Annotated in this window: 10 protein-coding genes; 9 read left to right on the top strand and 1 reads right to left on the bottom strand. The window is 40.3% G+C overall.

The genetic code is table 11. The features are described from left to right. The first annotated feature begins 534 nt into the window (after positions 1-534). From V7K79_RS07815 to V7K79_RS07800, 4 genes are all read left to right on the top strand, one after another. Positions 535-2,706: a DUF4347 domain-containing protein gene (locus V7K79_RS07815; protein WP_335046298.1), complete on the top strand. Its 2,172-nt coding sequence runs from the start codon at positions 535-537 to the stop codon at positions 2,704-2,706. 973 nt (positions 2,707-3,679) lie between these two features. Continuing rightward, positions 3,680-6,691, top strand: a complete 3,012-nt coding sequence (locus V7K79_RS07810; RefSeq protein WP_335046296.1) for a peptidase domain-containing ABC transporter — start codon at positions 3,680-3,682, stop codon at positions 6,689-6,691. Between the two features lie 87 nt (positions 6,692-6,778). Beyond that, on the top strand, positions 6,779-8,362 hold the full coding sequence (locus V7K79_RS07805) for an HlyD family efflux transporter periplasmic adaptor subunit (protein WP_335046294.1): 1,584 nt from the start codon (positions 6,779-6,781) through the stop codon (positions 8,360-8,362). A 109-nt stretch (positions 8,363-8,471) separates the two neighbouring features. Then, positions 8,472-8,969 carry a DUF427 domain-containing protein gene (locus V7K79_RS07800; RefSeq protein ID WP_335046292.1) on the top strand — a complete coding sequence of 166 codons (498 nt, stop codon included), beginning with the start codon at positions 8,472-8,474 and terminating at the stop codon, positions 8,967-8,969. Positions 8,970-9,015: 46 nt separating this feature from the next. Here V7K79_RS07800 and V7K79_RS07795 read toward each other — a convergent pair whose 3' ends face one another. After that, entirely contained in the window at positions 9,016-10,008 is a 993-nt protein-coding gene (locus V7K79_RS07795) for a metal ABC transporter solute-binding protein, Zn/Mn family (RefSeq protein WP_335046290.1), read from the bottom strand. 714 nt (positions 10,009-10,722) lie between these two features. On the opposite strand from V7K79_RS07795, the gene V7K79_RS07790 reads away from it, so the two are divergent. From V7K79_RS07790 to V7K79_RS07770, 5 genes are all read left to right on the top strand, one after another. Beyond that, complete coding sequence (locus tag V7K79_RS07790; RefSeq protein ID WP_335046288.1) at positions 10,723-11,058, top strand: hypothetical protein; 336 nt, start codon at positions 10,723-10,725, stop codon at positions 11,056-11,058. A gap of 409 nt (positions 11,059-11,467) precedes the next feature. Beyond that, positions 11,468-11,818, top strand: coding sequence for a YtxH domain-containing protein (locus V7K79_RS07785; RefSeq protein WP_335046287.1), 351 nt, complete (start codon positions 11,468-11,470; stop codon positions 11,816-11,818). Positions 11,819-11,829: 11 nt separating this feature from the next. Continuing rightward, entirely contained in the window at positions 11,830-12,369 is a 540-nt protein-coding gene (locus tag V7K79_RS07780) for a DUF948 domain-containing protein (protein ID WP_335046286.1), read from the top strand. Between the two features lie 428 nt (positions 12,370-12,797). Beyond that, the gene (locus V7K79_RS07775) at positions 12,798-13,607 is read left to right on the top strand and encodes a TPM domain-containing protein (RefSeq protein WP_335046284.1); all 810 of its coding nucleotides are present in this window, start codon (positions 12,798-12,800) and stop codon (positions 13,605-13,607) included. 109 nt (positions 13,608-13,716) lie between these two features. After that, positions 13,717-14,346: a precorrin-8X methylmutase gene (locus V7K79_RS07770; RefSeq protein ID WP_335046282.1), complete on the top strand. Its 630-nt coding sequence runs from the start codon at positions 13,717-13,719 to the stop codon at positions 14,344-14,346. The last annotated feature ends 18 nt before the right edge of the window (positions 14,347-14,364 follow it).

The raw sequence follows: 14,364 nt of genomic DNA, 5'->3' as shown, positions 1-14,364 counted from the left end.
TCTAAAAAAGTTAAACACAGAGGTACTGGAACAAGAACTAATCCTCCTGTGTTTGTTGTTTCAAGCACTGCATAGCCTTAACTGAACCGTATTGAGTTATAGCTTTCAACCTCATCTTGCTGACGCGATGGGGTTGTTTTATTTGTAAGTAATAAATTTAATTATCTATATATATTCTGTATAAATGCACTCGTAAAAAAGTTTTTCCATTATTCAAAAACCTTTGTATAGGCGTGCCACAGACATTTTTATACGGTGAATAACGACAGCAAATTACACCGCGACTCTCAATGCTGATTCCCTGTTTGCACTATTTATTGTTATTGATAGCAGACGTGATGTTATTTGCGATCGCAATGGTAATATTGATCCGCAGGTTTAAGCAGTAAATTTACTGGAGTTAACTATTTGTCTTTTATATAAGTTTAATAATTGACTCCTTTGCGATGTCAAAAAAAACCTGCTTCTACGTGATTTACAGGATATAACACGTAACGACTGTAACGAAAAAACTATTAATTAATAAGAGTAATTATGTCAGACACCATCCCGATCGCGATCGCAAAAGAGCCAACTCAAGACTTGTATGAGCAAATACCTGCTACTCGCCTAGTTTTCATCGACCCACAGGTTGAGAACTACCAAAGTCTGATAGCAGGTGTTTTGCCGAACACCTCTGTTATAGTCTTAGATCCTGACCAGAATGGCATTGAACAAATTAGCCAAGTACTGGCAACTCATCGGGAAATCAATACCTTACACATTGTTTCTCACGGCGCACCAGGGCAAGTTTATCTGGGGAACAGTCAACTCAGCTACCAAACCCTCAACGATTATGCTTGGCAACTCATGGACTGGGCAAATGTTTTGAGTGCAGATGCGCAACTGTTGTTGTATGGTTGCGAAGTCGGGCAAACAGAGCAAGGTAAAGCATTTGTACAGCGCCTGAGTGAATTGACAGGTGCAGTAGTAGCGGCGTCTGATGATTTAACTGGGAGTACTGCATTAGGTGGTAACTGGGAACTGGAAGTTTCTTCGGGGGCAATTGTTCCTACTTTGGCGTTTCAGCCAGAAGTAATGGCAACTTACGCTTCAGTACTAAGTGCTCCAATAGTAGCGAATGCAATTTTGGATCAAGAAGCTACCGAAGATATATTCTTCAAGTTCACCGTCCCAGATGACACCTTCACTGATGCAGATGCCGGTGACATCCTTACCTACACTGCAACCCTAGAAAACAATAATCCTCTGCCAAATGGGTTGAAGTTCGATCCTACTACCCGTACCTTCAGTGGCACTCCTGAGAATCAGGACGTAGGTAGTATAAACATCAAAGTTACCGCTACAGATACTACTGCAAATCAAGCCAGTGATGTGTTTAAAATCACGATTAATAATGTCAACGATCCTCCAGTCTTAGTAAAAGAAATTGCAGACCAGCAAGTCACTGAAGACACAGTCTTCAACTTCACCGTCCCAGATGACACCTTTAGCGATGTGGATGCTGGAGACATCCTCACCTACACTGCAACCCTGGAAAATGATCAGCTACTACCCACTTGGTTAAACTTCAATCCTACTACCCTTACCTTTAGTGGTACTCCTGAGAATGAAAACTTAGGTAGTTTGAACATCAAAGTCATAGCTAAGGATGTTGCTGGAGAGCAAGCCAGTGATGTGTTTCAACTTACGGTTGCTGATGATACTCCTGTAGTGACAATTACAGGCGATATCTTTAGTGTCAAGACTGAGCTGAACAATAAAGGTGATAAAGCAAAACTTTCAGTCAATATTAAAAACAACACTTCTCCAGAGGTGAATGAACTAAATGTATTTACTGTTGACGATGAAGAAGGTAAAATTAACGGCATAGCTCCTGGTGCAGAAGGCTATACACAAGCGGCTCTTTCGCGTTCAAAGGTGGTTTTATCCACTCTTGCCAATTTGCCTAATGGTTTTAATCCCGCCGACCTGAAAAACATATTAGAATTCGACTCCGATACCAAACTCAGATTTTATCTGGTATCTAACAGTACTACTCAAGCTGTGCTGTCTGGAAAAACCCCCTTCTCAAATGTGCTTTTTTCCTCAGGTACAAATAACAACATAGACAATCAAGGGTTTTCTCTTAATTTTCCGAATTTGGTAGTGAACATTCAGCCAACCGATCAAGAGCTATCTTTAGGTACTGGTCTGCAAGGCGAATATCAAGGCGAATTGATTGATTTACGGAGTGTAACACAATCAGTAACAGCTGAGTTTCAAGTCAACAGAGAGACAGATTACGATAACTTTGTCGGCTTCTATCAAGTGGCTGATGAAAATGGTGGTATTGACACCAACGGTGATGGCACGGCAGATATTTTGGTTGGTCAGGCTGGCTACGCCGAAGCTGCTGTGCGTGGGCGTGTTGCAGGTATTGACTTGACGGTGGGCGACCAAGGCACTGCAAATTACACTGGCACTTTCGATCCGAATTCTTTGTTTGCACCGTTTATTATTGTGGATGGCAGACCCGATGCAGTTCTCAATGGCAATGGCAACAAGGATGTTTACTTCACATTCTTGGGTGCTAACTCAGATAAGATAGATCACATTCGACTATTGGGAAATAACTCCTTTGGTTTTGAGGATTTACCAAATGGTGGTGACAAAGACTATAACGATGTGATTGTGCAGGTTAATTTGAGTCCTAATCTTGGCTAGTATCAAATACGAGCAATTACTTAGTAAAATAAAACAACTTCATCTCGGTTGCGGGGTGAGGTTGTTTTGTGCATAACGATTAGATGACTCGCGATTAATTAAACTAGTAAATTTACTGAGGACACTTATTGTCTTTCCTTCATAAATTTAACGTGAGTTCGATGAACTTCTCCCCGAACCCCTCTTTGAGGCGGAGAGGGGTAGAAATATTTCCAGTTTAGAACGAAAAATCAAGGTTTAAAAGCCTCTTTCCCTGTGGGGGAGAGGTTTGGAAAGAGTTTTTTGCATCCGTGGAATTCATGTTAAATTTAAGAGTTGGTTCCTCTAAGGTGACAAAGAGTCTTCTTCCTTACTTTTCCAGTTAACTTTTATTAAATTAAGCTAGCAAAAAAGTGATGGAGAATTATTTCATAATTAGGTATAGGTGGTTTTTAACGAAGAAAGCTTTTGTTTTTCGCCATTAGTGATATTGTCAATCCTTGTATTCAAGAATTTGTAAAAAATAATTCATAAATTTCAAGTTTTTTTTACATAATTCTTAACTAGAATATTTACTTAGGAAGGCATCTGTGAGATTTTTATGTTAACTATCATTAAGTAAAACACGTAGTAATAAATTCAACAAGTATTTTTATGTGTTTTGGTTTGATGATGAGTAGACATCTTGCATAGTTGCAAGACTAAGATATGAATTTTAATTTTGTATAAATTATCTAGCGTTAACCAAGTGATAACTTGTCCTCGATTGATTTACAGTATGCTTGATTTTGAAAAAAGCATAACAATCATAACCCTGTGATCTAAATACAGGTCTGCAATTAAACGAACTTGCCGTCTGCGCTTTTACACATTTAAGCACCGGAATTCCATAAAAGTCTTGTTACTGCTGGCATAAAATCAAACACTGCTACTGTTAGTAAAAGAGATACCCCCTAATATTTTCAACTTAATTCCTCACTTTTACTTGTTTTATATGACTTATACTAAGAACACTTTTCCCGAATTTATCACCGCCCTAGAGGGGTTTGAGCAGTTGCCAGATGCGGCGATCGCTAATTTATCAGAACAATTGCAAGCTTGGCGCTATCGCATAGGCCAAAAAATCATCGGTAAAGAAAGCCTCCCGGAACAGATCACCATCATTTATGAAGGACAAGTGCGCCTGTTGGGATACGACCCTCAGACGCAATTGCCAATCACCCTAAAATTACTGCAACCGGGGGAAATTATCGGCGAAATCGGTTTGTTACGCGATGTCGCCTGTGAAACAGCGATCGCTTCCACCGAAGTAGTATGTTTAACCTTGAGTGCATCAGCATATTTTAGCTTTCTGGCTTCATACCCAGCTTTTGCCGAAGCTCGTAAGAACCGCAGTTATTTGGTAGAAGTTTTCGACATTCTTAGTTCCTATTGGCAAAAGCAAGCCATCGCTACCTTAAATCTTAGAGAACTCGCAGAAAAAGCCTTATCCCAGGCGAAAATACATTATCTCCCTTCAGGAAAAACTTCCTTCAACCAACTAGATAGCAAAAGCGTTTGGTTTGTGAGTGGCGGTGGTACAGTTACGAATTACTCACCTAGCGATCGCCTAGAATCAGACGATGACAGAGACAAGCTCCAGGTCATCGGTCAAAACCCCGCACGGTTGCTTGGTATACATCCGTCAGATTTGCTCTTAGAAGATAGTCATGAGATAGAACTTGCGGTAACTGAAACTAGAGTCGATAGAGATAGTGCTGACGACCTAAATATTATTCCCTACGCATCAGACGAAATAGTTCCACAGACAGCCCCCCAAAATTCTAATAATTCGTCAAAACAAAAATACCCATTTTTTGGCGGTAAAGGAGAACTAAATTCAACCTTCGCCTGCTTTCAAATGATCGCGAAGCATCTAGAAATGCCGTTTCGTCGAGAGGTGGTTCGCCGCATCTTAACCGAGCAAATCAAACGTCAGGGGACTATATCGTTTCAAGTTACAGCTTACCTGGCAGAATTAATCGGACTTAAAGCGCAGTTGATAGAGTTACCAACCGCCTCAGTGACGCGCATTCCGACACCAGCATTGATTCGCTATGGTGATAATTTTGCCGTTTTATATGCAGTGGATGCAAATACCGCGGTTGTGGGTGTGCCATCTAAAGGAATTGTGCGCTGCAAACCCGCTCAATTGGTTGAACAATTAGATGTCGATCCAACTGACTTTCCGCCCAAAATTAGGGTATTACTGCTGACTGCTACCAATCAAACACCGCAAGAACGCTTTAGTTTACGGTGGTTTCTGCCCTACTTGTCAAAGCACCGTCGAGTCTTGATCGAGGTCTTTATCGCTTCCTTTTTCGTGCAGTTGGCAGCGTTGGCAAATCCCTTAGTGGTTCAGTTAATTATCGACAAAGTTATCACTCAAAATAGTATTGGCACACTACATATTTTGGGGGTTTTGCTATTAGTAGTTGGGCTATTTGAAGCAGTGTTGACTACCTTACGAACCTACTTATTTGTCGATACCACTAACCGGATTGATATGGGTTTAGGGTCGCAAATCATTGACCATTTACTACGTCTACCACTGCGTTATTTTGAACGCCGACCGGTGGGTGAACTTTCCACTCGCATCAACGAACTAGAAAATATCCGGCAATTCCTCACGGGTACTGCCTTAACAGTGGGGTTAGATGCTCTGTTTTCGGTGGTTTATATCGGTGTGATGCTGATTTACAGTTGGCAACTCACCTTGGTAGGGTTAAGCACAATCCCTGTGTTTGTCGTGATTACCTTAGTCGCTTCTCCCACTATTAGTAGACAGTTACGTGCCAAAGCCGAACGCAACGCCGAAACTCAATCTTATTTAGTGGAGGTGATGTCAGGAATTCAAACAGTAAAAGCGCAAAATATCGAATTGCGATCGCGCTTTTCTTGGCAAGAGCGTTACGCGCGATTTGTGGCTGCTGGTTTTAAAACAGTTGTGACTTCTACCCTCGCTAACTCTACTAGTAACTTTCTCAACAAACTCAGCAGCTTACTAGTTTTGTGGGTAGGAGCTTATTTAGTACTGCAACAAGAATTAACTTTAGGCGAATTAATTGCCTTTAGGATCATATCAGGTTACGTCACCAGCCCAATATTACGTTTAGCTCAACTCTGGCAAAGCTTCCAAGAAACTGCCTTGTCTTTAGAGCGTTTAAGCGATATTGTCGATACCCCACAAGAAGCAGAAACAGACCGTTACAATATACCTTTACCTACGATTAAGGGAGCAGTGATATATGAAAATGTTTCCTTCCGCTTTGGTACAAGTGGGCCTCTGCAACTTTCTAATGTCAACCTCGAATTTGCGCCAGGTAAATTTATCGGCATCGTCGGGCAAAGTGGATCTGGTAAAAGTACGATGATGAAATTACTGCTGAGACTTTACGAAACTGAGTCTGGCAGAATTTTGATTGATGGTTATGACATTGCCAAAGTAGAACTTTATTCGTTGCGACGACAAATTGGCGTAGTTCCCCAAGAAACATTATTGTTTGACGGCAGCGTTCAGGAAAATATTGCCCTAACCAATCCCGATGCCACAACCGAAGAAATTATCGAAGCGGCTCAGGTTGCGTGCGCCCACGAGTTTATCATGAACTTACCCAACGGTTACAACACGCGCGTGGGAGAACGGGGTTCTGCACTTTCAGGTGGACAACGACAAAGAATTGCGATCGCTCGTTCGGTTTTACAACGACCAAAATTATTAGTTTTAGATGAAGCAACTAGCGCATTAGATTATCCCACAGAACGGCAAATATGTCTCAATTTAGCCAAAGCATTCAAGGGTGATACAGTATTTTTTATTACCCACCGACTAAACACTGTAAGTAATGCAGACATGATTGTTGTCATGGATAATAGCAGGGTTATAGAACAAGGTAGCCATCAAGAATTAATGGCTACTAAGGGTCATTATTATTACCTGTATCAGCAACAAGATGTAAACTTGTAATTAGTCATTCTTGAGGGCAAAGGTTTTTGGCATCGGGAAACATTGCCCACCTTACAAAAAAGTCAAAATCCAAAATCCAAAATCGCTATGACTCAACTTAATGGGAATCATCTCAACGGCAATCATAAAAACGGCAATCATAAAAATGGAGTGAAGCACGATTCATCGGTACTGACAAAACAACAGAAAGCTATTCAAGAGTCTTTTAATAACTCCAACACTCAGGAATTTGAGCAATCCATTGTCTTGCGCCAATCTCCAATTTGGTCGCGTACAATCATGATTACACTCATCGGGCTAGCCTGTTTTGGAATTGGTTGGACTTATTTTGCAAAAATTGAGCAAGTAGTACCAGCAACAGGGCAATTAAAACCCCAAGGAACAGTCAAAGAAGTTCAGGCTCCTGTTAGTGGAGTGGTGAAAACAGTTAATGTTAAAGATGGGCAAGAAGTCAAGCCAGGTGATTTACTAGTAACTTTTGATTCCATAGCCTCTGTTGCCGAATTAAATTCTTTGAATAAAATTCGCCTTGCATTAATGAAAGAAAACCAGATTTATCGCCGATTGATGAATGCAAGTACTGCTACTGGTTCTGAAATGTTATATTTAGGCAGTAATTTGCCACAAGAAACTGCTTTTTTATTAAAAAGTCGGTCAGCATTAGTAGCAGAAAATGAATTATTCCGCACTCAATTAAAAAATTATGGTCAAGATTCTGGAGTAGGAATTGATGAACAACAACTTCTACGAGTGGCTAAACAAGAATTAGACTCTCGCTCCTCTGCAGCGCGATTAGAAGTAGAAAAAACCAAAAAACAATTTACTCAAAATCAAATTAAACTGGAAGATAGTAAATCAAGTTTAGCTATTCAACAGGGGATTTTAAATAAACTGAAGGTATTAGCAGAAGAAGGTGGTATTTCTCAACTTCAGTATCTTAACCAGCAACAAGAAGTACAAAACCGCACGGCGGAAGTAGCGCAATTAGGTGAAGAAGTGAAACGCCTTCAGTTTGATATAGAAAAAGGACAACAAGAGTTAAGCAATACGGTAGCTGTTTCTGACAAAAACATTTTGGATAAAATAGCTCAGAACAAACAGCAGATTGCCTCAATCGATAGCCAATTTATGAAAGTTATCCTAGATAATGAGCAGCGTTTGGCAGATGTCAATAGTAAAATATCTCAATCACAGTTAAACGTTAAATATCAAGAACTCCGCGCGCCTGTAGCCGGAACAGTTTTCGATTTGCAAGCAAAAAATCCTGGATTTGTTGCAACCCCAACTACAAAAATGTTGCAAATTGTCCCCAACGAAAACTATATAGCTGAAGTTTTCATCACTAACAAAGATATTGGTTTTGTGCGAAAAGGTATGAAAGTAGATGTCAGAATTGACTCCTTTCCTTACAGCGAGTTTGGTGATATCAAGGGAGAAGTTGTTGAAATAGGATCAGACGCATTACCACCAGATCAAACCCATCAGTTTTACAGATTTCCGGCAAAAGTCTCATTAGATAAGCAATCTCTAAGTATTAAGGGCAAAAAAGTTAACTTGCAATCAGGTATGTCCATCAGTGCCAATATAAAAGTGCGTGAAGAAAGGACTGTGCTTAGTTTATTCACTGAGTTATTTACTAAGCAAGTTGATGCTCTTAAACAAGTTCGATGAAGAAGGTTGAGTTAAAAGATTGCAATGGCTCCACAAGGGGAGCTGCTCCTTCACCAAATACATCTGTACTGAGTATTTTTTTCTCTCTTAGCACGCAGCACTCTTCATAATGGTTAATTCTCAACGCATCGAACCCGCTCCCGGACAAGAATCAGTTTGGGATTATCCTCGTCCTCCTCTTTTGGAGGACACAACCAAACATATCCAAATAATCTTTAACGAAGTAGTAATTGTAGATACTCATAGTGCTAAACGTGTTTTAGAAACCAGTCATCCTCCTTCTTACTACATTCCCCCAGCAGATATCAAAATGGAATATCTACAGATGACTCCACAATCTAGCTTTTGTGAGTGGAAGGGAAGTGCTGGTTACTACACAATCCGAGTTGGCGATAAAGAAGCTTATAATGCTGCCTGGTTCTACCCCAAACCCACACCAGCCTTTGAATCTATCAAAGACTATGTAGCTTTTTATGCTCATTTAATGGACAAATGCTATGTTAATGGCGAAGAAGTGCAACCACAACCAGGTAACTTCTACGGCGGTTGGGTAACTAGTGATATTGTTGGGCCATTTAAGGGCGCTCCTGGTACTTGGGGATGGTGAATCAATTTTGAATTTAAAATTTTAAATTCAAATTCAAGAATGTTGGCTATCTAGGAGCTTTTGCTTCAAACATCAAATACGTCCCTCCTAGTCCTTCTACAATTGTGCGTGTATTGGCAATCATCATTTTCTGATAAGTATCTGCCTCACTTCCTGGTTCACTAAGTCCCTCAGCATATAGCTTTCTGTCAAAAATATTCACTTGAGCTTCTGTGGCTATAGATTGAATTAGATTAGGATTCATTTCTACTTCCGCAAAAATTGTTGATACTTTAGCCCGTTTAATGTTTGTAGCCAAATTTTTGACTCCTTCGGTTGTCAGCTTTTCGTTAGTACTAATACTTTGCAATCCTCCTGCCAATGAAATCCGGTATGCTTTGGCGTAATAACTCAGTGCATCAGAAGTTGTCACTAACTTACGTTCTTTGGTAGGAATACTAGTAATTCTTGACTTAATCCAGCTATCTAGTTGAGTAAGTTCATTTGTAATTTTTTTAGTATTACTGGTATAAGCATCTGCATCACTAGATTGTAATTTTCTCAAATTACTATTAATTACCTCCACCATTCTGATAGTATTTTTGGTATTGTGCCAAACATGAGGATCGCTTACATTTTTATCACCTACCTGAAATTTTTGTGGCTTAGGCACTGCCAGTTGAGCAACGGCTATTTTTGGTGTAGGACTTTTAGTCGCTTTAATTAACTTGATCAGATTTGGTTCAAAATTGTAACCATTATAAAGAATAAGATTAGCTTGCTCAATGGCTTTACGATCTTCCGGTTTTGGTTTATAAAATTGGGGGTTGGCAGTAGGGGAAATTAAGCAGGTAAGGTTAACTGTATTTCCAGCAATCTGTCTGGTTAAGTCACACAGTACGCTTGTAGTCGCTACAACTTGAGGAAGATTCTCATTTGCCTGGGTGTTAGTCTGAGTGAATGTAGTTCTTACAGCTTGATTTCCACACCCAACAAATCCAATCGTTAAGGCAGCAAAAATAGCTGGGAATAAATTATTCAATGGTAATTTTTTTGACATCCTCAACTCCTACTGGATGTATAAAAAAAGATAATCATTATTAGTAAAGTATTAGTAAAATACCAGGGGAAAGTCTTCACTAGAGAAGAGGAATTAATATACTTTCTCCTTTATTACTTGTCTGTTTTCCCAGTCCACACCTAGCAATTTTTGGTTGGTAAACCACTAGTGAAGTTTTTACAAGCAAAATATTAGTTAACTGCACACGACAGGCTGGAAAATTAGTAGAGCTAGGAGCACAATATATAAAGGCAACGCTGGGGAGTCTCCAATGAGTGTAGTGTAGTTCTCTTACCATCTGTTGAAGGGTCTATACCATTGTGCTTACATCCCACAAAGGTCGCAAATTGACTAGAATGATCGGGTTAAGGAGTGGGAGATAGTAATGATGGGGCTTATCGCGCATACGGGTTGATTTTGCAAACCGAGTCGTGAATCTATTTTGCAAACCGAGTCGTGAATCTAAGGCAATTGTAGCTGTGGTTTTGCCAAGTGTGGATATATTGTTGTGACAAAACTGGCAAATTGGCGATTTTTTAGCCATCAGCCTTTGTTACATTGATTTTCACCTACTAAAACTAACTACTTTTTATTACCAAAGTTCCGGATGTAATTTGTGCCATAAATTTTATCCTTTATTTTTTCATCATTTAATAAGGGCCAAATCAAGTATATAGAATAATTCCTCAAAGCTAATGTTGGTCAAGATAAACAATGGTAATTTTAGTTGTCATAATTAACACCTTGATTTCACTGATACTAATCTATGTGGCTTGGCGGGTGTGGCAACTTAAGCAGCAGCTAGCATACATAGCAGATTGGTTAACCGCCTATAAAAGTTGTACCAATGTAGTCCTGAATCAAGCACCTGAAAATATTTATCTCAGCCAACAGAATATTTATAACTTACGGCAGAGAAATCAAGTGCTACAAATACAAATTCAACAAGTACGGCAAATTATCAGTCTACTTTTGCTAGGACGGCAAATTTGGCAGCGTTATTTTCTGAAGCTAGAGTTAATATCTGGGAAAAGAACAGTTGCAAAATGAGTTATCTCAGGTTCAGATGAACATTTATGATTAGGACTGACGGGAGTACATAGAGAAAAGTCTGTAGTAAAATCCCATAAGGTGTATTGGCTTGTGGCGTAGACATAGCCCGTCGTAGGCATCGGTTTCCCTTTCCATAACCTAATCTTAAACAAGCTAGCCATCTGATACAGAACGAAAGCAAGACATAACACAAAGAAACGCCCACCAGAAGACTTACCGGAGGTATCAAAACTTTGAGAGATACAGGTAGCTTGGAATTACAAATAATTAATAGTTTTGATATTAATTAATAAAGGCAACATTTACAGGTGATATTTTGTCACCATAGATTAACTAAATAAAATCCGTTGAGTCTTACAAGGGGAGAAAACCCACCTAAAATAAGTGTAAGGAGAGAAACAACAAGATGTCTAATAACCGTTCTGGAGTATTTTTTGGCGGTTTGATGCTAGGAGCTACCATCGGTGCTTTAACCGGTTTACTTGTGGCTCCACGCACAGGGCGCGAAACGCGTAAAATTTTGAAAAAATCTGCCAATGCTATCCCAGAATTGGCAGAAGATTTATCAATGAGTGTGCAAATTCAGGCAGATCGTCTTTCTGCTAGCGCATTACGAAATTTGGATGACACTTTAGATAGATTACGGGAAGCGATCGCAGTAGGTATAGATGTCAGTCAGCGAGAAAGCCAAGTCTTGAAGCGACAAACATCTGTTGAAGACTCAGATTCACTTCCCCAGCAATTAGAACGCTTATAAATGACACAACCGTGATTGAACCCCTGTTTTGGTTGGGACTTTCCTTACTTTTAGTCGCTACAAGCTTGACTGCGGTTTTAGTGGTGGCGATACCGGCTTTGCAGGAGTTAGCACGTGCGGCTCGCAGTGCAGAAAAGCTGTTTGATACTCTCTCGCGGGAGTTACCACCCACTTTAGAAGCTATCCGCGTGACGGGCTTAGAAATCACTGACTTAACCGATGATGTCAGTGAAGGCGTAAAAAGTGCTAGTCGAGTCGCCAAGCAAGTTGATCAAAGTCTTGATACTGCAAGAATTCAGGCTCAAAATCTGCAAGTAAATACACGCAGTATCTTTATTGGCGCGAAAGCTGCTTGGAGAAACTTCACACGCCAAAAACCCGCAAGGCGGACGAGCGATCGCTTGCCAAGCAATGAAAAACCACCACTAACGTTGCGAGAACGAGAAGTACTCAAGCAAGAAAATCGCCGGATCAAAGCAGAAGTGTACCGCGCTAATGACGGTTACAGCGACGCAGCTAGCTGGGAAACCAATTTTGATGAAGAAGATTGACCAAAAAAAGGGCATGGGGCATTGCTAATCTTCCTTATTACGGTGTCAAAACATACTATTTCATTAGCTTAAAATATTTTAATTGGAGATAGCTGTATTTTAAGTACAGCTATTTTGAGTTCTTCAAAACTTTGACGATAATGATAATTAAAAACAGGGGTAGAAGGTTGCGACAATTGCCTGTTACACCTCTCCCCATCCACGGTTATAATTATAACTAAATGGTTTTAAGTATTTTGCTCGATTGACAAAATGCACCTTATCTTTATAATTATGAGTCCCACTGCCAATCCCCAATCCCCAAAAACCCTTTGCTTTGATCCCCTAGATTAGAGTAAAGTAAACAAGTGTAAAGAACTATGATTTTTCTAGTATTCTTTTAAAACAACTTGTTCACTTTTACCGTTGATATTTGTATAAAAACGTTCATGCAATCTTGTTTTTGGCGACGAATTCTAGTATCTATTGCAATATTTTTCCTGGCTGGGTCAATGTGGGTGATGCATTCTCCCTCAGCGCTGGCTTATGACAATCCTGAGTTACTGCCTGACACCTTTACTCCAGTTGTAGATTTAGCTAAATCTCTGCCTGTGCTGCAAGAAGAAAAGCTGGTCAAAGATTTAGAGCAGTTTGAAGCTGACACAGGCTGGAAATTGCGAGTCTTAACCCAGTATGACCGCACCCCAGGTCGCGCGGTTATAAAATATTGGGGTTTGGATGACAAAAGCATTCTGCTCGTTGCTGATTCTCGTGGCGGTAACATCCTCAGTTTTAGCGTCGGTGATGCTGTTTATAAACTTTTACCCCGGACTTTCTGGATAGAATTGCAAACCCGTTTCGGTAATTTGTACTTTGTCCGAGAAGAAGGTGAAGACCAAGCCATTCTGCAAGCCTTAGAATCGGTTAAAGGCTGTTTGCTTAAAGGGGGTTGCAATGTTGTCCCCGGACTACCACGAGAGCAGTGGATTCTCACCTTGATAACTTCAATCATTGGTGGGGTGATTTGTGGATTTGCAGCTCAACCCCGCGAGAAAGGACAAGTTTTTGCTTGGCAATGGGCTTTAATTTTCTCACCTTTGTGGGGAATCTTGTTTATTGCCTTCGGCATTGGGCCAGTTGTGACACGAACAAGCGACTGGTTGCCTTTAGTTCGCAATATCTCTGGGTTTATCATTGGCGTATTGGTAGCCTACCTATCTCCTATTTTCAGTCGGGCTTCTTCGAGTAATGAGTTATGAGCGAGTAGTTAGGAGTGAGTAGTTCAATTAACTTATAACTTTTAACTCCTAACTGTTAACTCTCTGAAGCTGATAAGCTGAAAGCTAATATTTGAGAAGCTCAACAAAAATGGAATGGCACGTAACTGATGCTCAAAGTTTAGCAATCATTGATAGTGAAATTGGCGATCATGTCTTTTCACCCGCAGAATATGAGATTGTGCGTCGGGTAATCTACGCCACGGCTGACTTTGAGTATAAGTCTTTGATTCGCTTTTCTGAGCGTGCCTTGCAAGCTGGAGCAGCAGCTCTAGCCGCACGTACCACGATTGTGGTAGATGTCCCGATGGTACAAGTAGGTATTGCCTACGACATTCAAAACACCTTTGCTAATCCAGTGTATTGCAGCATGGAAGCTCTAACACGCCCTCAAAAAGAAAAAACTCGCGCAGCATGGGGAATAGAAACTTTAGCAAAGCGTTATCCAGAGGGCATTTTTGTTGTGGGTCAAGCGCAAACAGCACTGACTGCACTTGTCGATTTAATTGAAGCTGAGGAAATTAGACCTGCTTTAATAATTGCAACTCCAGTGAGATTTGTAAATGTTGATGAAGCTAAAAAGCGTTTACAAGACTCTTTAGTGCCTCACATTACAATTGAGAGTCGCAAAGGTAATGCAGTTGTAGCAGCTGCGATCGTTGATGGATTGGTAGACTTAGCTTGGCAAGCCTATGGACAAGATAGAAATCAAGGAAGCTAGAAAAGTCGGCTCTATCAT

Origin of the sequence: Nostoc sp. (genome assembly GCF_036917575.1) — a bacterium.
Classification (GTDB): domain Bacteria; phylum Cyanobacteriota; class Cyanobacteriia; order Cyanobacteriales; family Nostocaceae; genus Nostoc.
The sequence above is the reverse complement of the archived record's forward strand: the minus strand, read 5'-3'. Positions and strand labels throughout refer to the sequence as shown.